Genomic DNA, 20414 nt, shown 5'->3' with positions numbered 1-20414 from the left:
TCCCTTTATAAAGCGCTTTCATAAATATTAGACAGGCAACGATTGATCGGGGTCTTGTTCTTGTTTCTTTAACACGACCCGTTTGATCGGCCCGACCAGCAGCAAATAGCTGAGGATCGCCGCAATCGCGTTAGCGCCGACAAACACAAGCGCGCCATTGAAAGATCCAGTGGCATTGACAATGTATCCGATAATAATCGGTGTTGTAATTGAGGCAATATTCCCGAAAGTGTTGAACAAACCGCCGCTTAATCCTGCACATTCTTTCGGAGACGTGTCCGACACGACAGCCCAACCCAATGCGCCGAAGCCTTTTCCGAAAAACGCGAGCGACATAATGACAACGACGAGCCATGCTGAATCTGTGTAGTTACAGACAATCATACTGCAAGACAGCAGCATGCCGGCAATGATTGGCACTTTTCTTGCAAAGGTCAGTGAACGGCCTTTTTTGAGTAAGATGTCTGACACAATGCCCCCAAGGACGCCGCCGGCAAATCCGCACAGCGCCGGCAGGGAAGCGACAAACCCAGCTTCAAGAATAGACATGCCGCGGGCCTGAACCAAATATACCGGAAACCATGTGAGAAAGAAATAGGTGAGAGTCGTAATACAGTATTGCGCGATGTACACGCCAATCAGCATGCGGTTCGTTAACAGCTGTTTGATATACGGCCATTTCGATTCTGTTTCTTGTTTGCTTTTACTGTCATCCATGGAAATCAGCCCGCCGCCCTGTTCGATGTACGCAAGCTCAGCTTCATTAACCTTTGGGTGTTTTTTCGGTTCATACACCGTTTTTAGCCAGATGACAGCCAGAAGAATGCCCGCAATACCCATGACAACGAAGACGGAATGCCAGCCGAAAGAGTGGGTAAGCCAGCCCATTAAAGGAGAAAAAATGACGATTGCGAAGTATTGTGCTGAATTAAAAAAGGCTGAAGCTGTCCCGCGCTCGGAGCTTGGAAACCATGAAGCAACAACTCTGCCGTTTCCGGGAAATGAAGGCGCTTCTGATAAACCAACCAGAAAACGCAGTGCAAACAGCAGGATAATCGCTGTGCCGGCGGAGAAAAAGCCAATCGCCCCTTGCAGCAGCGTAAAAAACGACCAGAAAAAGATGCTTAACGCAATGATAGTCTTTGAACCAAAACGGTCCAGCAGCCAGCCGCCCGGAAGCTGTCCGATGACATAGGCCCAGCCAAAGGCAGAAAAGACATATCCCATGGCGACCGAGTCCAATCCCAAATCGTGCTGGACGGAATCGCCGGTGATGGAAAGCGTCGCTCGATCCGCGTAGTTAATAGAGGTCACAAGAAACAGCATAAACACGATAAACCAGCGCACGGACGTTTTTTTGCCCGCCGGAGTAACACTCGCAAAGTCTTTTTTCATAGTATCTTCTCCTTTTCAAAGTAGAGAATCATATGCTGGCTGTGATAAAGCCGGGAAAGAGACGCACGCCTCTTTCCAGCACCATTACGGCTTCATAAAAACAGTTTTGATCGCTGTGAAAAAGTCCTTCGCTGCCTCACCCTGTTCTCGGGAGTGGGAGCTCGACTGCTTCATGCCGCCAAAAGGCGCCTGCAGCTCAACACCTGCGCTTTCTGCATTGATCCGAACCAGCCCGGCATCGATTTCATCAATGAAAGAAAGCATTCGGCCGATGTTTTCCGTGAAGATGGATGCACTTAAACCGAACTTCACATCATTGGCGATGTTCAGCGCCTCCTCCATCGAGTCCACCTTGATCAAGGCGATCACCGGACCGAAAATTTCCTCCTGGGCAATTGTCATCTCAGATGTCACATTGTCAAAGATGGCAGGCTGAACATAATAGCCGTTTTGATACTTTCCGTTCTCCAGCTTTTCTCCTCCTATTAAAAAGGAAGCCCCCTCCTGTTTGCCTTTCTCAATGTATGACAGGCAGTTATCAAGCTGATTCTTGCTGGCAATCGGCCCCATCCAGACATCCTCTTTTAAGCTGTCTCCGATTGTAATATCTTTTGTGCGCTGGAGCAGTTTTTCTTTAAAGCGCTCATAAATTCCGCTTTGTACAATGACACGGCTTGTCGCGGTACATTTCTGGCCGGTTGAACGAAAGGCCCCCGTTATGACAGCTTCGGCCGCAGCTTCAAGGTCAGCGTCATCAACTACGATGACAGGGTTTTTGCCGCCCATCTCAAGCTGGTACTTGGCTCCCCTCGCTAAAGCGGCTTGCCCGATGATTTTTCCGACTTGATTTGAACCGGTAAACGTAACGGCGTTTACACCCTCATGCTCAGCAAGCCCCTGCCCGACAACAGAACCCGGGCCTGTCACCAAATTGATGACCCCTGCCGGGAGCCCCGCTTCCTCAAAGCAGGCAATGATCTTCGCGCATGTCACAGCTGTTTCTGTCGCCGGTTTGATGACAACGGTATTGCCGTATACCAATGCCGGCGCCATTTTCCAAATCGGGATCGCCACCGGGAAGTTCCACGGAGAAATCACGCCGACCACACCGAGCGGAACACGGGTGGTAAACATGAGCGCGTCTTTGTCAGTAGACGGAATGACGTCACCCGTTTTTCGCATGCCCTCTCCGGCGTAATAGCGCAGAATGGCAATCCCCCGGGCTGTTTCTCCCTTCGCTTCCGGCAGTGTTTTACCCATTTCACGCGTTGCACAGGCGGCGATTTCCTCCAAGCGCTGCTCCATGATATCCGCTGTTTTGTATAAGTATTGGCCGCGCTCGGCACCCGTCAGCTTTCTCCAAGCCGTTTTGGCTTCATTGGCGGCGGCGACGGCACGTTCCACATCTTCAGCTGTTGAATTCTGTACATATCCGACAATATCATTCACATCGGCAGGGTTTTCGACCTTGACCATATCGCCTGATTGAGACTTAACCCACTCTCCGTTAATAAAGTTGAGGTACGTGTTTTGTTCTGTGATCACAGACATGCCCATTGCCCCTTTCGTGTTTTTTCTGGTCAAACCGTCGCGGCTTTTTTCGGAAAACGGTCAGCCGCCTGCTTCAAAATTGCTTCCAATTGCTGATAATGATCTTTTTCAACCGGGCCGACAGGCGGTCTGGCTGTATTCCTTACATTCAAACCCATGATTTCCATACCGGCTTTAATCAAGGATACGGCGTAGCCTTTTCGTTGTTTGCGAATGTCGTTGATCGGAAGAATCACATGCCGATAGAGTTCCTTCACAAGCTCGTCATTTCCGTTTTTCAATGCATCATAGAACATTCGCGAAATATGCGGGATATAATTTGAAATCGCTGAAGAGTAAGAGTGGAACCCGATCGGCAGATAAGCCGGCATCGTCACTTCAGCCATCGGCATTCCGTTGAGCCATCCTAAGCGGTCGCCGATCGTATAGACGAGGTTGATATTCAAATCCATATTTCCTACCCCGTCTTTGACACCGACAAGCTGTTCACATTCGGTCAGACGTTTGATCTGTTCAACAGAGAGAACGGCGTTATCGCGCTGATAAAGAATCGCGTTCAAGTCAGTGCTTTCAATAATCGTTTTCGCATACTGGTACAGCCCCTCCTGTTCGCCATGCACCAAATACGGAGGCAGGATCAAGTAGCCGTCGGCGCCTTTTTTCTCCGACAGCTGCGCCCAATCAAGCGCTGTGCTGAGGTTGCCGCCCACCCCCGTGTAGACCGGCACCTTTCCTCCGGCTGCCGAGACTGCGACTTCCACCATTTGCTCATATTCCTTCTGGCTGAGAGATTGGAATTCACCAGACCCGCAAGCGATAAATATCGCTTCCAAGCCCTCATTCAGCAAAAACTCAATGTTTTGAAAAAGAGCTTCTTCCTCCAGTTTTCCTTGTGTGTTAAAAGGAGCAACCGGAAAACCTAAAATTCCAGCGGGTGCTTTTCTGATACGGCTCATCAACATAACCTCCTGTTATTTGTGTATACAGCCTCTATCTGTAAGCGCTTTTATTAATTTTTCTTTCACATCCGCTCCTTCCCCATATATCCTTTTGTTTAATTGTAAGACAAATAAACAATAAGTCAATATCTTTATTTTCTGATATTTTATAAAAAAGCGGTGAATCACTGTCCGGCCGGGATTCTGCGCAGCAAAAAAACAGCCTGGTCAGCCGGCTGTTTGGTTTATATCCTTCTTTGTTTCATCGTCTCATGCAAAAGCTTTGCTTCCAAAAAAAACACGTGGATGAATTTTTTCATATTTATTCTAGCAGGTGCAAGGGGTTTTGCATCCTTGGATTGGAGTTCTTTCATTTTCTGGCTGACAACCGGAAAATCAAAGAATTTGGATGCATAGGTTTCAAATTTTGGATTCGAAAAATCAGTTGTGCCCAGTGAAGCAAAATGGTGCAGCGAATGAATAATCGCTCTGCGGATACGCTGCTCCGAGGCTTTCATTTCGCGATTGACTTCCGTCTGTGAGGCCCCTGTCCCCAGCTTCCGTACCGCTACTTGGGTGAATATTTGTTTTAGCGAAGGGCTTTGTTTTTCGTGCGGCTCGGATTGCTCGTGTTCTGCTAAATACTGCAGGACCGCCATGAGATCATGTGCGCCGCCTTCTCCCATCATGCCCAGCTCGGACAACAGGAATGTTCCTGCCTCTTTTAAACCGCTGTCACTCTTCTGCTGGGGACGCGCTTTCCGTTCAGTCCGATTGACAAGCCGGCTTAGAGAATGCTGAATGGCTCCAATCGAGTGTTCAAGCTCGATCCGCTCCTTCACCTTTTGGAGAACCGTGACAATTTCAATGCGGTTAATCGGCTTATGGATAAAATATTCGATGCCGAGCGAGTACGCTTCCCCGACCATTTCCTTCGCCTCCACTTGAGAGATCATTACGATTTTGCCGGAGTACGTATTCTGGATCTGACGAATCGTCTCAATGCCGTCTCTTCCGGGCATTAACAGATCGATTAATAAAATATCAATCTGCTTAAATTGCAGCATATGCCCTTCCACTTGGCTTCCGTCGTCTGCTTCACCAGCAGCTTCCCCGAGATCTTCGTCCTCAATGATCTGCCTTAAAATTGACCGCACCGCACGGTCATCATCTGCAATAAAAAAACGCATAGCTTTTGGTTCACCCTTTCTGAATCAAATGCCGGACAGGCAGCCTGATGGCAAACACCACTCCCCGCTGCTGATTATCAAACGTGATATCCCCTTCTAGCTCAGTCACGATTTCCTTTACGTAGGAAAGTCCGATACCCGTAGAAGGCGTGCCAAATTCGTCATATTTTGAAGTAAAGCCCGGGTCAAACACAATGTCTCCGATTTTCTCGGAAATCCCTGGGCCATTGTCTTCCACCTGGAATTCTACCATACTCTCATTTGGCTTACGGAGCCTCAGGCTGACCATTCCCTCTTCATCCATAGCCTCTACCGCATTTGCTGCTAGATTATTAATGATCGAAAGCACGATAAATACGTGATATTCGTCATGCTCTCCCTCGATCGAGCAGTAAAAATCAATCTGCTTCCCTAGTGCTTCAGCGTACTTTTCATTCATTCGAATCACGAGCTGCAGCAAATCAGAAGCCCTCATATAATCTCTCAAACTCTCATTCGAAATCAGTTTTGAAAGCCCTGCGAATATCCGCTGGTTGTCCTTTTTCACTTCATGAATCTCTCCGGCCAGTCTCAGGATTCTGCCGCTCAGCTGAACATCCTTGCCCTTCATTTCCCGATAGAGCTGATACGAATCGTTTGTCACTTTCTCTGTCGTTTTCAATGTCTTTTTTAGGTGCACCGTTTCTTCATATAAATTGGAAACGATCATCAGCATGTGCTCGTGCTGCTGCCTTGTCTGTTTTTCTCTCGATTGTGTTTCATACAGCTTCAGCACACTATAAAAGCTCATCACAATAAATGTGTGAGAAATCGCAATCACCGCAATGTCAGTGATTTTCTCAGGCGTGACAACCGTATGAAAAATGAGAAATTGCACAGCCAGCTCGACACAATCTGACACAACTTCAATCATAAACCCAATGAAACCGAGCATAATCGGCCGTTCACGGAAACGATTGGCCTTTAATATGGAAAACAGACAGGCGTAAGTCATATAAAAGAAAAAGCCAGACGCTTGATCATACAGAATCGGAGTCAGCCCATTGTGTCCTCCGCCCCATAATTCCAGAAAGACGCGAAAGATGAAAACAGCCGCTCCAGTCAGAAAACCCGGCAGCACAGCGGGCACATGCCGCAACAATGATAAAAAGAAGAAAAAAACCGGTGCCCCAAAGCTGACCCGGAATTCTTCATTGAGGGGATAAAATTTCAGTTCACCGGCCAGCGGCACCGTAATCAGCATGAGGGCCAGTATATATCCGTCTTTTTCAATAAACCGTTCCAGTTTTATGTTGATCACATCCTCGCTTTTTATTTTGGGGAATCGGGAGAAAACCTGCAAATTGCTTTTGACCCAGAACATGAGGTTTTTATAAATCTTACTGCTTATTTTCAAAATGTTTTTGTCGTATTTTGTATGATTCTGTAGTCTCCATTATACAGTAATTATACCTTCCGCTATTATGAAAGCGTTTAACGCCCCTTTAGCCTTCGTTTTGATACACCTCAGTCCTTTAAGAAAAAAATCAGTGAGGAGGAATTCGATGAAAGAATTGATAAAAGAGCACCAGAAAGACATAAACCCGGCGTTACAGCTTCATGATTGGGTTGAATACTATCGCCCTTTTGCCGCCAATGGACAAAGCGCAAACTATATCCCCGCTTTAGGAAAAGTCAATGATTCACAGCTCGGCATCTGTGTATTGGAGCCTGATGGAACGATGATACACGCCGGCGACTGGAACGTCTCTTTTACCCTGCAAAGCATTTCAAAAGTGATTAGCTTTATTGCCGCCTGCATGAGCCGCGGCATTCCCTATGTGCTTGACCGCGTAGATGTCGAGCCGACAGGTGACGCCTTTAATTCAATTATTCGGCTCGAAATCAACAAGCCGGGAAAGCCCTTCAATCCCATGATCAACGCGGGTGCCCTCACCATCGCTTCGATCCTTCCCGGAGAATCGGCATACGAAAAGCTCGAGTTTCTTTACTCGGTGATGGAAACTTTGATAGGAAAACGGCCGAGAATTCATGAGGAAGTATTCCGTTCTGAATGGGAAACCGCCCACCGCAACAGAGCGCTGGCCTACTATTTAAAAGAAACAAACTTTTTAGAAGCTGAAGTAGAAGAAACACTTGAGGTGTACTTGAAGCAATGCGCTATGGAGAGCACCACAGAAGATATTGCGTTGATCGGCCTGATCCTTGCTCATGATGGGTATCATCCGATTCGACGCGAGCAGGTGATTCCAAAAGATGTGGCAAAATTAGCCAAGGCATTAATGCTGACGTGCGGCATGTACAACGCTTCAGGCAAATATGCGGCGTTTGTCGGCGTGCCGGCCAAAAGCGGCGTCTCCGGTGGCATCATGGCGCTGGTGCCTCCAAGCGCCAGAAGAGAACAGCCTTTTCAATCCGGATGCGGCATCGGCATTTACGGGCCTGCCATTGATGAATACGGCAACAGCCTCACTGGCGGTATGCTGCTGAAGCATATGGCGCAGGAATGGGAGCTCAGCATTTTTTAAATATGAAAAAAGAGGTGATTGTATGCAGCAAATCCTAGAACATATCGTCGGTATTGCAAATGATCTTTTGTGGTCAAAGCTATTAATTGTTTTGCTCCTTTCTCTGGGAATCTATTTTACGTTCAGGCTTAAGTTTTTACAGGTTCGCATGCTGAAAGAAATGGTCAGGGTATTAAGAGAAGGTGCTGCTTCCCGGTCAAAAAACAGCATTTCTCCGTTTCAAGCCTTTTGCATCAGCATGGCGGCCCGTGTCGGAACGGGAAATATTACGGGCATTGCCATCGCCATTGCACTCGGCGGGCCCGGTGCAATCTTCTGGATGTGGATTATCGCCATTATCGGATCAGCATCTAGCTTTGTGGAAAGCACACTGGCTCAGATTTATAAAGTAAAAGATGTAAACGGCTTCCGCGGCGGGCCGGCGTATTACATGGAAAAAGGGCTGAACAAAAGGTGGATGGGCGCGCTGTTCGCTGTGTTAATCACCTTATCGTTCGGTATCGTCTTCAACTCGGTTCAATCCAATACAGTCAGCCTTGCCTTTGAAAACGCGTTTGGCACAAACCGCCTGACATTGGGACTCATTTTAATTGCTGTATTCGGCACGATTATTTTTGGCGGAGTCAAGCGCATTGCAAAGCTGGCTGAATCCATTGTCGTCGTATTGGCTGTCCTGTATATCGGAGTTGCGTTTTTCGTCATTTTCACCAACATTACGCAGCTGCCAGGTGTGCTTGCGCTAATCGTGAAAAATGCTTTTGGTTTTGACCAGGCCGCCGGCGGGGCTTTGGGCGCGGCACTCATGCAAGGCGTCAGACGGGGAATCTTTTCAAACGAAGCGGGAATGGGAAGTGCACCGAATGCCGCTGCCACCGCCACAACAAGCCATCCCGTCAAACAGGGGCTGATCCAAGCTTTTGGTGTACTGACAGATACACTGGTCATTTGTACAAGCACCGCCTTTATCATCCTGTTTTCGGATGCCTATCATACTCCGGGTCTGAGCGGAATCGCCTTGACACAAGCCTCTCTCAGCTCCCATGTCGGATCATGGGCATCAGGCTTTCTCGCCATTCTGATTTTGTTATTCGGATTCTGTGCTTTAATCGGAAACTATTATTATGGCGAAACCAATATCGGCTTTTTGAACAAAAGCAAAAAACTGATTTTTGTCTACCGTATCGGCGTGCTGGCAATGATCGTGTTTGGCTGTGTTGCCAAAGTCCAGCTCGTCTGGGATCTTGCTGATTTGTTCATGGGTTTGATGGTCGTCGTGAATTTAATCGCTATTTTCTTACTATCAAAGGTTGTTTTTACGGCGCTGAAAGACTATACACGCCAGAAAAAAGCAGGCAAAGATCCTGTCTTTTATAAAGATGTGCTCAAAAACCACAATGGCATTGAGTGCTGGCCGGTTTCAGACACAAAGACTGACACGCACAACAAACAAATATCATAAGAAAAGGGTGTTCAGACATATGGGCTGAACACCTTTCTCTTTTTGCGTTTATTGACAAACACGTAAGCCTCCATTACGATTTTCATATCTTTTTCAAAAAAATCTGAAAGAAGGCATCGGTACATTCTATGAATCCTATCCAACACATATTAGATACATACCCGCTTATTGTGCTAGACGGCGCCATGGCGACCGAGCTTGAACGCAAGGGCTGTGATTTGAACGACAGTCTGTGGTCAGCAAAAATCCTGATGGAAGAGCCGGAGCTGATTAAACAAGTTCATACTGATTATTTTGCGGCAGGTGCCGATTGTGCAATCACCGCCAGCTATCAGTCTACATTTGAAGGCTTTGCCGCACGCGGGCTGAGCGAAGCGGAAGCACGCCGGCTCATCGAGTTGTCCGTCAGCATCGCAGCTGAAGCACGTGATGAATTTTGGTCGCTTAAAGAGAACCGTTTGAATCGGCCAAAACCGATCATTGCGGCTTCTATAGGCCCTTATGGCGCTTATCTTGCAGACGGGTCTGAGTATCGCGGCAACTACGCAATATCAGAAGATGAACTGATTGAATTTCATCGCCCCCGGATGAAGGCGCTGATTGAAGCCGGAGCTGATGTTTTGGCATGCGAAACGATTCCGTGTCTGACTGAAGCCAAAGCGATTGTTCGGCTGTTGAAGGAATTTCCTGAAACGTATGCATGGATCAGCTTCAGTGCTAAAGACGGCTTGCATATCAGTGACGGAACACCTGCAGCTGACTGCGCATCGTGGCTTGATGAACACCGCCAAATTGCAGCACTCGGCATCAACTGCACGCCGCTTCAGCATATCCCTTCCTTGATAGAGGAGTTAAAAAAGAACACGTCAAAACCGATCATTGTCTACCCGAATTCAGGTGAGCAATATGATCCGGAAACAAAAACGTGGAACGGCGCAGCATGCGCAGAATCTTACGGGGCGAGCGCCCGCACCTGGCATGAAAAAGGAGCGAGGCTGATTGGCGGCTGCTGCCGGACAAAACCCGAAAATATTCAAGAAATTGCGGCGTGGGCCCGCTCTTTAAAAACAACTTGACTTATCGGAATAGTTTGTATATTCTAACTTAAAGCCGGTTCGCCGGAGTCTCGTGTCACTTTCTGACATGAGATTTTTTATTAGGAGGAAATAAATCGCTGATAGAAAGTTGGAAAAAGATGAACTCTGCCCACAACAAGAATGAGACAACCTTTCAGAGAAGTATGAAAAGCCGGCACCTCTTTATGCTTTCCTTGGGAGGTGTCATCGGAACCGGGCTGTTTTTAAGCTCAGGTTATACCATTCAGCAAGCAGGCCCGGCCGGAACCATACTCGCCTACCTAGTCGGGGCCGGCATCGTTTATTTGGTCATGCTATGCCTCGGTGAGCTGTCAGTCGCCATGCCTGTGACCGGCGCCTTTCACACCTATGCAGCCAAATACATAGGGCCGGGCACCGGATTTACGGTCGCTTGGCTGTACTGGCTGACATGGACCGTGGCATTGGGATCAGAATTCACAGCAGCCGGCCTGTTAATGCAGCGCTGGTTCCCCCATACATCGGTTTGGATGTGGAGTGCCGTCTTTGCGCTGTTCATTTTCTTGCTTAACGCATTTTCGGTCAAGTTTTTCGCTGAATCAGAATTTTGGTTTTCCAGCATCAAAGTATTAGCCATTGTATTATTTATTCTTTTAGGCGGCTGTGCCATGTTCGGCATCATCCCGATCAAAGGCGGAGAAGCCGCTCCGATGCTGTCCAACTTCATGGCGGAAGGCGGGCTTTTTCCAAATGGATTTGTCCCGATTTTGATGACGATGCTGTCCGTTAATTTTGCCTTTTCGGGAACGGAACTAATCGGAATCGCAGCCGGTGAAAGCGTTGATCCTGACAAGACAATACCAAAAGCGATTAAAACAACGGTCTGGCGTCTCTCACTCTTCTTTGTCGGAACAATTTTTGTGCTGTCAGGGCTGATTCCGATTCAAGATGCAGGTGTCATCAAAAGCCCGTTTGTCGCTGTTTTTGATAGAGTTGGTGTACCATACGCAGCCGATATCATGAACTTTGTTATCCTGACAGCGATCCTGTCAGCGGCTAATTCCGGACTCTACGCTTCTTCCCGGATGCTGTGGTCTTTATCAAAAGAAAAAACGCTTCATCCCACATTTGCAAAGCTGACGTCAAAAGGAACCCCTTTTAACGCGCTGGTGTTCAGCATGATCGGCGGCATTCTGTCATTGCTGTCCAGCGTATTTGCGCCAGACACTGTATACGTTGTGCTCGTGTCGATTTCCGGTTTTGCCGTCGTTGTCGTGTGGATGGGAATCGCTGCTTCTCAATTCATGTTCAGAAAACGTTATATCGAAGCGGGAAACAAGGTTACTGATTTGAAATACAGAACCCCTTTGTATCCGTTCGTGCCGATTGCCGCGTTCCTGTTATGCCTGGCTTCCGTCGTTGGCATTGCCTTTGATCCGAATCAAAGAATCGCACTCTATTGCGGTGTTCCATTTATGGCCATTTGCTATGCAGCATATTATGCGAAAAACCGCAAAAGCCAGCCGGCTGCTGATATGACTCATTCAAAATAAAAAGAACCTGCCTCCGGGCAGGTTCTTTTTCAGTTTTCACACTTCCACTGTCCAGTTAAACGGGCCCTTCACCTTGCCAAGCTGAATATCTGTTATCGTTTCATACAGCTTTTTCGAGAGGTCCCCGATTTGCCCGTCGCCTACAATCACCGTTTTTCCATGAATATTGAGTTCACCGACAGGCGTAACGACTGCTGCCGTGCCTGTGCCGAAGACCTCTGTCAATTCTCCGCGTGCAGAGGCCGCATACACCTCATCAATCGATATTCTCTCTTCACGAACCGGAATGCCCCAGCTTCGAATCAATTCAATCGCAGACGCACGTGTAACCCCGCTTAAAATGCTTCCGCTTAAAGCAGGTGTGACAGCTTCCCCGTTTATGACGAAAAAGATGTTCATGCTCCCTACTTCTTCCACATATTTCTTTTCGATGGCGTCCAGCCACAGTACCTGGTCATAGCCCAGTTCATTCGCTTTCCGCTGTGCCTGAAGACTGGCGGCATAGTTTCCAGCCGTTTTTGCAAACCCGACTCCTCCGTTGACCGCCCTCACATACTCATCTTCGACATAGATTCTAACCGGCTTCAGCTGATCGTCGCCATAATAGGAGCCGACAGGCGAAAGCACGATCATAAATGTATAGCTCCTGGATGCCTTCACACCGAGACTCGGTTCTGTGGCAATGACAAAAGGACGAATATACAGTGACGTTCCTTTTTTCTTTGGAACCCAATCTTTCTCCAGTTCAACTAATTGTGTCAATGCCTCAAGCACCAGCTCTTCGTCTAAAGGGGGCATGCTCATGCGCTCACACGATCTGTTCAGCCGTTTAATATTTTGATCCGGACGGAACAGGAGCACCCTGCCATCCTCTGTTCTGTATGCTTTTAATCCTTCAAAAACAGCCTGGCCGTAATGAAAAACAGATGCAGACGGATCAAGCGTAAGCGGTGCGTACGGCGCAATTCTCGGATGATGCCATCCAATCCCCTCTTCGTAGTCCATCACAAACATATAATCTGTAAAATATTGACCAAATCCCAAGGATGACGGGTCGGGCTTTTCTTTATGAAATACAGTTTTTTCTCTTTCAATAAGCTTATTCAATCTAATCAGCACACCTTTCACATAATTGTTTAAATATTCAGTCTTTTTAAAGCTGCAAAAAGTATACAGCCTTTCCTTTAATCATACGCCGCTTCACGCCTATAAATTTCAGAATATTCTTTAGGATCATCAGCTATTATACACCACATTCATTGTCAGATGAAGCTGAAATTAAAGAAAACAGCCAGTTTTATTCTGGCTGTTTGATTTAGAGCGCTAAACAAAGGACGACAATGTGGCAAATCAGCAAAATATACACTGCGAATACAAATTGCCAATTGATCTTCCGCGCCCATGCAAACACCACCATCAAAACAGGCAGCATCAAAGTCCCCGCCAGCTTGTTAACCGTCAGATCCGGACTGTTCGCAACATCATAATGAATCGGCATCTGCGTCGGCAGAAAAGGGTAAAATACAATTGAAAGGATGAATGCAGCAATCACTGCTCCCCACAGCACTTTTCCATTCGTAAATAAAAACATAGAACCACCATTCCCTTCTTAAAACACATTGCTTTATGAATGATATGACTGTTCTACGGTGAATTTCGTTCGGTCTCCCCGGGTAATAATTTGCGCATATTCCACCACTTCTTCATTTTTATCATAGGTAAGGGATTCTGATAAAAACGCAGGCGCTCCGACATTGGTTAATAAGTGGCCGCTGATCGTTTCATCCGTTAAAATCGGTTCGATCGATTCCGTGCCCCTGCTGATTTCAATATTGTATTTTGTCCTTAACAATTCAAACAGCGAGCCGGTGCATTCCTCCTGTGCCAGCCCCGGTGCCGCCTTCCAGGGAATATATGAGGTATGATACTGCAAAGGTTCCCCCTCGGCGTATCTGACTCTGACAAGCTTGTTGACAGGTTCATTCTCTTTCATTTTCAAAAGCTCGGCAATGGAGTGATCGGCAGGAATCACCACAAGCTCAAGCACTTTTGATTCAGAACGAAGGCCTCTCATTTGTTCTGCAAAGCTCGTAATCTTATGCGGAATCGGCGTTTGTATTTTTGCCGCCGATACAAATGTCCCTTTTCCTTGAATTCTTTTAATATATCCCTCAAGCTCTAGCTGCTGCAGAGCCAGCCTCACAGTTGTTCTGCTGACATCATATTGTTCGCAAAACTCACTCTCCGTCGGCAGCTGATCATTCGCCTGATATTTGCCCGATTTAATTAACTCAATGATTTTAAACTTGATAACAGAATATAAAGCTGTCATTTCATTCTCCCCATTCTGTATGCATTCCGTTCTTTTTAATTGAGACCATAATACCATTTGCCATCCCAATATGAAAGATTTGTATCATTCTTTTATAACAAATTTTCAGAAATTAATATTGACAGTTTGATAAGGGCGGTGCTAAATTCGTAATGACAAGTATCATAAATTGGTCATAACAAATAAGGTGCTTGTCTATCTCTTTGAGGGGGTGTCACATGAAGATTCTGATCGCCGAGCACTACGAAGAACTCTGTAAGTTAAGCGCTGCCATTATTAAAAAACAAATACAAGCTAAGAAAGATGCCGTTCTCGGCCTGGCAACAGGAAGCACACCGGTCGGCTTGTATAAGCAGTTGATTTCAGACTATCAGGCAGGCGAAATTGATTTTTCAAAGGTTACTACATTTAATTTGGATGAATACGCTGGTCTCTCTCCATCTCATCCGCAAAGTTATAACCATTTTATGCATGAGCATCTTTTTCAGCATATCAATATGCAGCCTGATCATATTCATATCCCGCAAGGAGACAATCCGCAGCTTGAGGCGGCATGCAAAGTATACGAGGATCTCATCCGCCAGGCGGGAGGCATTGATGTCCAAATTCTTGGCATCGGCGCCAATGGCCATATCGGTTTCAATGAACCGGGATCTGATTTTGAAGACCGGACACGTGTTGTGAAGCTCTCGGAAAGCACGATACAGGCAAATGCCAGATTCTTCGGCAGTGATCCGGTGCTGGTGCCGAGACTCGCGATTTCAATGGGCATTAAAACCATCATGGAATTCAGCAAACATATTGTGCTTTTAGCAAGCGGCGAGGAAAAAGCAGACGCCATTCAAAAGATGGCTGAAGGTCCTGTCACGACAGAAGTACCAGCCTCCATTCTTCAAAAACACAATCATGTAACCGTTATCGCCGATTATAAAGCAGCTCAAAAATTAAAGAGTGCACCATGCTCATAAAACAATAAAAGGAGACTGTCATGTTTAAAAAGGCATTTCAAATTCTGCAGCAGCTTGGCCGCGCGTTGATGACTCCGGTTGCCGTCCTGCCGGCAGCCGGTCTTTTGCTCCGTTTCGGAGACAAGGATTTACTGAACATTCCTATTATAAAGGATGCGGGCGGCGTTGTATTCGATAATCTCCCGCTGATTTTCGCCGTGGGGGTCGCGATCGGATTAGCCGGCGGAGAAGGTGTAGCCGGACTTGCAGCTGTCATCGGATACTTAATTTTAACCGTCACCCTCGACAATATGGGAAAATTACTCGGCCTTCAGCCTCCGTATGAAGGAGCCGAGCACCTGATTGATATGGGGGTTTTCGGAGGAATCATTATCGGGCTTCTCGCCGCCTATTTATATAAGCGATTTTCATCAATCGAGCTGCATCCGGTCCTTGGATTTTTCTCTGGAAAACGCTTTGTCCCGATTATTACTTCCGTCAGTTCATTGGTGATCGGCGTCATTTTCTCATTCGTTTGGCCGCTAATACAAAACGGAATTAACGCAGCCAGCAGTTTAATTGCCGATTCAACAGTCGGCCTGTTCTTTTATGCAACGATCTATCGTTTGCTGATTCCTTTTGGCCTGCATCATATTTTTTATACGCCTTTCTATTTTATGATGGGAGAATACACAGACCCATCAACAGGCAACACCGTAACCGGAGACCTGACAAGGTTTTTCGCGGGAGACCCGACAGCCGGGCGCTTTATGATGGGGGATTTCCCTTACATGATTTTCTGTCTGCCGGCAGTTGCTCTTGCCATTATCCATACCGCGCGTCCGGAAAAGAAAAAAATGATCTCCGGCGTGATGATTTCTGCGGCGCTCACATCTATGCTGACCGGAATTACAGAGCCGGTTGAGTTTTCTTTCTTGTTCGTTGCGCCCGTGCTCTATTTGATTAACTCTATTCTTGCCGGCGTCATCTTTGTCGTTTGTGATTTATTCCATGTCCGCCACGGCTATACGTTCTCAGGCGGCGGAATTGACTACGTCTTGAACTACGGACTGTCTACAAACGGCTGGGTTGTCATTCCTGTCGGGATCGTGTTTGCTTTCATTTATTATTATTTGTTCCGATTTGCGATTCTGAAATGGAATTTGAAAACGCCCGGCCGTGAGACAGATGAAGACGGTCAGAATGAGGAGAAAGCTCCAGTTGCAAAAGACCAACTTGCCTTTCACGTGTTGCAGGCCTTGGGCGGACAGCAAAATATCGCTAACCTGGATGCGTGTATCACAAGGCTTCGTGTGACCGTTCATCAGCCAAGTCAAGTCAGAAAGGATGAATTAAAACGGCTTGGTGCAGTAGGCGTGCTGGAGGTCAACAACAACTTCCAGGCAATATTCGGAACCAAGTCCGATGCCTTAAAAGACGACATCAAAACAATCATGGCCGGAGGCGTCCCTGCCACCGCCGCCACGCTGGACACGGTAACTGACAAACCGCAGAAGCCCGATTCCGGTGAGACCTTTTTTTATCCGATTAAAGGAGAAACAGTCTCTTTAGGGGATGTGCCTGATCAAGTCTTTTCAGAAAAAATGATGGGCGAGGGATTTGCGATTATACCATCAGAAGGAAAAGTCGTTGCACCTGCGGACGGCGAGATCGTCTCGATTTTTCCGACAAAACACGCCATCGGCTTTATGAGCGCCGGCGGCACTGAAATCCTGATTCATGTCGGCATCGATACCGTCAAACTGAATGGGGAAGGCTTTGAAGCACATGTCACAAGCGGACAAGCCGTCAAACAAGGCGAACTGCTTCTCACCTTTGATCTCAATTACATCAAGCAGCATGCCGCTTCAGCCATAACACCGGTTATTTTCACAAATACCTCTGAAGAAGATCTAAAGCACATTCAAATGAAGTAAAAAAGTCCCCCCTGCTGCGGGGGACTTTTTCGCCAACATAATGAAAGCGCTGTCAAAATAAAATAACTTGAAAAAAGGTGTTTGCATTTGAATCACGAATGATATGAATATGCCTACATTCTATCGTTCTAAAGGGGGATTCATTTGAAAAAATTAATCGCGTTTCAAATTTTAATCGCTTTGGCTGTCGGCGCGGTGATCGGCCACTTTTTTCCTGATTTCGGGATGGCACTGAGGCCTGTCGGAGATGGATTTATCCGCCTGATTAAAATGATTGTTGTGCCGATTGTATTTTCTACCATTGTCATTGGAGCAGCAGGAAGCGGAAGCATGAAAAAAATGGGCAGTCTCGGCATCAAGACGATCATTTGGTTCGAAGTGATTACAACGTTGGTATTAGGGCTTGGACTTTTATTAGCGAATGTCTTAAAACCAGGTGTCGGGCTTGACCTCTCCCATTTGGCAAAAAAAGATATCCATGAACTTTCCGGCTACACAGACAAAGTTGTTGATTTCAAGCAAATGATCCTGGATATTATCCCTACAAACATTATTGATGTCATGGCCAGAAATGATTTGCTTGCCGTTATTTTCTTCGCCATTTTATTTGGTGTCGCCGCCGCTGGTATCGGCAAAGCTTCTGAACCAGTGATGAAGTTCTTTGAATCTACCGCTCAGATTATGTTCAAGCTCACACAAATCGTCATGGTCACTGCTCCTATCGGCGTGTTAGCCCTGATGGCAGCTTCTGTAGGCCAATACGGCATTGAACTCCTCCTCCCTATGTTTAAGCTGGTTGGCACCGTATTCCTTGGCCTGTTCCTGATCCTCTTTGTCCTCTTTCCGCTTGTCGGTCTCATCTTTCAGATTAAGTATTTCGAAGTATTGAAAATGATATGGGATCTGTTTTTAATTGCATTTTCCACCACCAGCACTGAAACCATTCTCCCTCAGCTGATGGATAGAATGGAGAAATACGGCTGTCCCAAACGAGTGGTATCATTTGTCGTTCCCTCCGGCTTGTCATTGAACTGTGACGGCTCCAGCTTATATTTATCAGTTTCTTGTATCTTTCTCGCACAGGCCTTTCAAGTAGACATGACATTGTCCCAGCAGCTGCTCATGATGCTTGTGCTTGTGATGACCAGTAAAGGCATTGCAGCTGTACCCTCAGGATCGCTTGTAGTTCTTCTGGCGACTGCCAATGCTGTAGGACTGCCGGCTGAAGGCGTTGCCATTATCGCGGGTGTTGACCGCGTCATGGACATGGCGAGAACAGGCGTGAACGTACCGGGACATGCGATCGCCTGTATCGTGGTATCAAAATGGGAAAAGGCCTTCCGCCAAAAAGAATGGGTTTCCGCAAACAGCCAAACTGAAAGCATATAGAAAAAAAGAACACCTCAATACGAGGTGTTCTTTTTTTATTCAGCAGCAGCGTGATCTTCTGTTTCAATCGCTGCCAGTCTTGCGTTTACTTCTTCTTCTGTCATATTATGCTCTTTCACATACAGGTTTCTTGGGTTCGTGCGGCATTCGTGGCTGCAGCTGCGCATATATTTATACTCATTTTCCGGTGTGCATATCATTTTTTTATTGCAAGATGGATTTGCGCAGTTCACATAACGCTCACACGGTTCTCCTGTAAAGTAGTCCTTACCGACAATCACATGCTCAACACGGTTGACAGGCACGCTGATTCTTTCATCAAATACGTAGCACTGGCCGTCCCAAAGCTTGCCTTGCACCTCTGGGTCTTTTCCGTATGTCACGATTCCGCCGTCAAGCTGTGCTACATCTTCAAAGCCTTGCTTCACCAGCCATCCTGAGAACTTTTCACAGCGTACGCCGCCTGTACAGTACGTTAAAATCTTTTTGCCTTCAAGCATATCTTTGTGTTCTTCGATCCATTCAGGTAATTCGCGGAAGGCTTCGATGTCAGGACGGACCGCACCTCTGAAATGGCCAAGGTCATACTCGTAATCGTTACGCGCGTCGATGACAATTGTGTTTGGATCCTGCATCTTCTCATAAAATTCTGCAGGCTTCAAATGCTGGCCTGTTGTTTCGTTCGGATCGACATCATCTTCAAGACGAAGCGTTACAAGCTCTTTTTTATGGCGGACGAAGATTTTTTTGAAGGCATGGCCTTCTGCTTCATCAATTTTAAATACCATGTCCGCAAAACGAGGATCAGCTTTCATTGTTTCCATATATTTTTCAGTCTGTTCAACCGTACCTGATACCGTACCGTTAATTCCTTCAGAAGAAACAAGGATACGGCCTAACAAACCAAGCTCCTTACAAAAAGCCAGATGCTGCTCTCTAAACGCCTCTGGATCTTCAATCGGAACATATTTATAGTAAAGTAATACTCTGTATTGTTTTTCCATGTTTAAACACCCTGTTCAATTATAGTTAGTTGCTATGCACACTCTTACTATATCATACAGGAAAATGCCGCAAAGATGAACAGATCCGCCCAGACTGATAAAAATAACCAAGCTCTTACAAACCTAAGCAGCACAAGGGTTTATTAATAACAAATAGTATTTTCCAATAACTCACTAATAAAAATAGTTGTCTGAAAACTATTTTTGTAGTTCCTCTTCAAAAGATAAATTTACCGGTTCATCTAAAAGTTCTCCCGGCATTTCAAGGTTTGTTGAAGGAACGCTCTCATCTACCTCTTCAAAAACAACATGATCCATCCACACCTGACCCGGCCCAGATAATTGAACGCCAAAAGATATCACAGCGCTATTTTCTGGGACATCTAAAACGATAGCATAATGATTCCAATTGGTTGTTCCGGTAATAGGTCTGTTGCTCATATTATCAAATTGGAGAACATCATCAGCAGCACTGTCAACCCGCATCCAAAGTGAGGCAAAATGCTGCACCCCCTTTGTTTTGATAAAACTTGATAGACGAAGCCTTTTTCCTAGATAGCGATCTGCTTTGAATTGCTGCATCATCGTCGCAAATTCACCGATATCCTGAACCATCGTTGACTTTAAATACCCTGAAGCTTTTCCCTGATGTACATTTTCCCGGTCAATCCCCATTTCGAATTGGAACGGATGGCTCCCGCTCAATACCCAGCCTTTCATTTTTTTCTCCATGTAAGATTCCTCCTTTTTTGAAGTAAAGCGTTTCATAAATGTTCGGTATGCTCCTGGCGGCATGTGATACATCTTTTTGAACGTCCTCGTAAATGCTTCTTGAGATTCAAACTGATAATACAAAGCAATATCGATAATACGATGATCTGTATAAAGCAAAGCTGCCGCCGCATTCGCAAGACGTCTTAACCGAATATAAGAAGCAACCGACATGCCGACTTCTTTTTGAAAAATCCGATGAAAATGGAATTTTGAAAAGCTTGAAACGTTAACAATATCCTCGTTTGATATTTGCTCATGTAAATGTGATTCAATCCAATTGATTGTTTTCTGGACAGCTTTTTCATAATACATTGCACGCTCCAATCTCCTTTCTGTTTTAGAATAATGGATCACGGATTATA

General features: G+C 46.3%; 17 protein-coding genes. 7 read left to right on the top strand and 10 right to left on the bottom strand.

Annotation, left to right across the window (positions count from 1 at the left end; all coding sequences use genetic code 11):
- Nucleotides 1–27 precede the first annotated feature (27 nt).
- From gudP to glnK, 5 genes are all read right to left on the bottom strand, one after another.
- A complete protein-coding gene (gudP, locus tag MHB62_RS01485) occupies nt 28–1395 on the bottom strand; it encodes a glucarate transporter GudP (protein WP_003234818.1) in 1368 nt (455 codons plus the stop codon).
- A gap of 84 nt (nt 1396–1479) precedes the next feature.
- Nucleotides 1480–2946 (bottom strand): alpha-ketoglutaric semialdehyde dehydrogenase GucD, encoded by a 1467-nt coding sequence (gucD, locus tag MHB62_RS01480; protein ID WP_032722878.1) that lies wholly within the window; start codon nt 2944–2946, stop codon nt 1480–1482.
- A 29-nt stretch (nt 2947–2975) separates the two neighbouring features.
- A complete protein-coding gene (gene kdgD, locus MHB62_RS01475) occupies nt 2976–3902 on the bottom strand; it encodes a 5-dehydro-4-deoxyglucarate dehydratase (RefSeq protein ID WP_003246372.1) in 927 nt (308 codons plus the stop codon).
- A 227-nt stretch (nt 3903–4129) separates the two neighbouring features.
- Complete coding sequence (glnL, locus tag MHB62_RS01470; RefSeq protein ID WP_003234824.1) at nt 4130–5074, bottom strand: glutamine utilization two-component system response regulator GlnL; 945 nt, start codon at nt 5072–5074, stop codon at nt 4130–4132.
- 10 nt (nt 5075–5084) lie between these two features.
- Complete coding sequence (gene glnK, locus MHB62_RS01465; RefSeq protein WP_080276614.1) at nt 5085–6317, bottom strand: two-component system sensor histidine kinase GlnK; 1233 nt, start codon at nt 6315–6317, stop codon at nt 5085–5087.
- Nucleotides 6318–6618: 301 nt separating this feature from the next.
- Here glnK and MHB62_RS01460 point away from each other — a divergent pair, with 301 nt between their 5' ends.
- The 4 genes from MHB62_RS01460 to mmuP all read left to right on the top strand — a co-directional run bounded on the left by MHB62_RS01460 (nt 6619) and on the right by mmuP (nt 11669).
- Nucleotides 6619–7602 (top strand): glutaminase, encoded by a 984-nt coding sequence (locus MHB62_RS01460; RefSeq protein ID WP_014475676.1) that lies wholly within the window; start codon nt 6619–6621, stop codon nt 7600–7602.
- Between the two features lie 22 nt (nt 7603–7624).
- A complete protein-coding gene (locus MHB62_RS01455; protein WP_032722877.1) occupies nt 7625–9061 on the top strand; it encodes a sodium:alanine symporter family protein in 1437 nt (478 codons plus the stop codon).
- A gap of 128 nt (nt 9062–9189) precedes the next feature.
- Nucleotides 9190–10137: a homocysteine S-methyltransferase gene (gene mmuM, locus MHB62_RS01450; protein ID WP_032722876.1), complete on the top strand. Its 948-nt coding sequence runs from the start codon at nt 9190–9192 to the stop codon at nt 10135–10137.
- A 119-nt stretch (nt 10138–10256) separates the two neighbouring features.
- Nucleotides 10257–11669, top strand: a complete 1413-nt coding sequence (mmuP, locus tag MHB62_RS01445; protein ID WP_032722875.1) for an S-methylmethionine permease — start codon at nt 10257–10259, stop codon at nt 11667–11669.
- A 36-nt stretch (nt 11670–11705) separates the two neighbouring features.
- Here mmuP and MHB62_RS01440 read toward each other — a convergent pair whose 3' ends face one another.
- From MHB62_RS01440 to gamR, 3 genes are all read right to left on the bottom strand, one after another.
- Nucleotides 11706–12776, bottom strand: a complete 1071-nt coding sequence (locus MHB62_RS01440; protein ID WP_032722874.1) for a branched-chain amino acid aminotransferase — start codon at nt 12774–12776, stop codon at nt 11706–11708.
- Between the two features lie 208 nt (nt 12777–12984).
- Nucleotides 12985–13260 (bottom strand): DUF1648 domain-containing protein, encoded by a 276-nt coding sequence (locus MHB62_RS01435; RefSeq protein WP_032722873.1) that lies wholly within the window; start codon nt 13258–13260, stop codon nt 12985–12987.
- 33 nt (nt 13261–13293) lie between these two features.
- Nucleotides 13294–14001, bottom strand: coding sequence for a transcriptional regulator GamR (gene gamR / locus MHB62_RS01430; protein WP_003234841.1), 708 nt, complete (start codon nt 13999–14001; stop codon nt 13294–13296).
- 218 nt (nt 14002–14219) lie between these two features.
- Between gamR and nagB the strand changes: the two genes are divergently transcribed.
- From nagB to gltP, 3 genes are all read left to right on the top strand, one after another.
- Complete coding sequence (nagB, locus tag MHB62_RS01425; RefSeq protein WP_032722871.1) at nt 14220–14969, top strand: glucosamine-6-phosphate deaminase; 750 nt, start codon at nt 14220–14222, stop codon at nt 14967–14969.
- 20 nt (nt 14970–14989) lie between these two features.
- Nucleotides 14990–16885: a glucose-specific PTS transporter subunit IIBC gene (gene ptsG / locus MHB62_RS01420; protein WP_015252925.1), complete on the top strand. Its 1896-nt coding sequence runs from the start codon at nt 14990–14992 to the stop codon at nt 16883–16885.
- Nucleotides 16886–17029: 144 nt separating this feature from the next.
- A complete protein-coding gene (gene gltP / locus MHB62_RS01415) occupies nt 17030–18274 on the top strand; it encodes a glutamate-aspartate/proton symporter GltP (protein WP_003234847.1) in 1245 nt (414 codons plus the stop codon).
- 35 nt (nt 18275–18309) lie between these two features.
- Here the strand turns inward: gltP and MHB62_RS01410 are convergent, their stop codons facing one another.
- Both MHB62_RS01410 and MHB62_RS01405 read right to left on the bottom strand, forming a co-directional pair.
- Complete coding sequence (locus tag MHB62_RS01410; protein WP_003246287.1) at nt 18310–19278, bottom strand: rhodanese-related sulfurtransferase; 969 nt, start codon at nt 19276–19278, stop codon at nt 18310–18312.
- A 198-nt stretch (nt 19279–19476) separates the two neighbouring features.
- Nucleotides 19477–20364, bottom strand: coding sequence for a helix-turn-helix transcriptional regulator (locus MHB62_RS01405; protein WP_003246240.1), 888 nt, complete (start codon nt 20362–20364; stop codon nt 19477–19479).
- Nucleotides 20365–20414 lie beyond the last annotated feature (50 nt).

The sequence above is a fragment of the Bacillus sp. FSL K6-0255 genome (assembly GCF_045040725.1).
GTDB classification, from domain to species: domain Bacteria; phylum Bacillota; class Bacilli; order Bacillales; family Bacillaceae; genus Bacillus; species Bacillus subtilis.
The sequence above is the reverse complement of the archived record's forward strand: the minus strand, read 5'-3'. Positions and strand labels throughout refer to the sequence as shown.

Bases quoted from the DNA above. Each gene is read 5' to 3' on its own strand.
- gudP (WP_003234818.1), bottom strand. From the start codon at position 1,395: ATGAAAAAAGACTTTGCGAGTGTTACTCCGGCGGGCAAAAAAACGTCC.
- gucD (WP_032722878.1), bottom strand. From the start codon at position 2,946: ATGTCTGTGATCACAGAACAAAACACGTACCTCAACTTTATTAACGGA.
- kdgD (WP_003246372.1), bottom strand. From the start codon at position 3,902: ATGAGCCGTATCAGAAAAGCACCCGCTGGAATTTTAGGTTTTCCGGTT.
- glnL (WP_003234824.1), bottom strand. From the start codon at position 5,074: ATGCGTTTTTTTATTGCAGATGATGACCGTGCGGTGCGGTCAATTTTA.
- glnK (WP_080276614.1), bottom strand. From the start codon at position 6,317: ATGCTGATTACGGTGCCGCTGGCCGGTGAACTGAAATTTTATCCCCTC.
- MHB62_RS01460 (WP_014475676.1), top strand. From the start codon at position 6,619: ATGAAAGAATTGATAAAAGAGCACCAGAAAGACATAAACCCGGCGTTA.
- MHB62_RS01455 (WP_032722877.1), top strand. From the start codon at position 7,625: ATGCAGCAAATCCTAGAACATATCGTCGGTATTGCAAATGATCTTTTG.
- mmuM (WP_032722876.1), top strand. From the start codon at position 9,190: ATGAATCCTATCCAACACATATTAGATACATACCCGCTTATTGTGCTA.
- mmuP (WP_032722875.1), top strand. From the start codon at position 10,257: ATGAACTCTGCCCACAACAAGAATGAGACAACCTTTCAGAGAAGTATG.
- MHB62_RS01435 (WP_032722873.1), bottom strand. From the start codon at position 13,260: ATGTTTTTATTTACGAATGGAAAAGTGCTGTGGGGAGCAGTGATTGCT.
- gamR (WP_003234841.1), bottom strand. From the start codon at position 14,001: ATGACAGCTTTATATTCTGTTATCAAGTTTAAAATCATTGAGTTAATT.
- nagB (WP_032722871.1), top strand. From the start codon at position 14,220: ATGAAGATTCTGATCGCCGAGCACTACGAAGAACTCTGTAAGTTAAGC.
- ptsG (WP_015252925.1), top strand. From the start codon at position 14,990: ATGTTTAAAAAGGCATTTCAAATTCTGCAGCAGCTTGGCCGCGCGTTG.
- MHB62_RS01410 (WP_003246287.1), bottom strand. From the start codon at position 19,278: ATGGAAAAACAATACAGAGTATTACTTTACTATAAATATGTTCCGATT.
- MHB62_RS01405 (WP_003246240.1), bottom strand. From the start codon at position 20,364: ATGTATTATGAAAAAGCTGTCCAGAAAACAATCAATTGGATTGAATCA.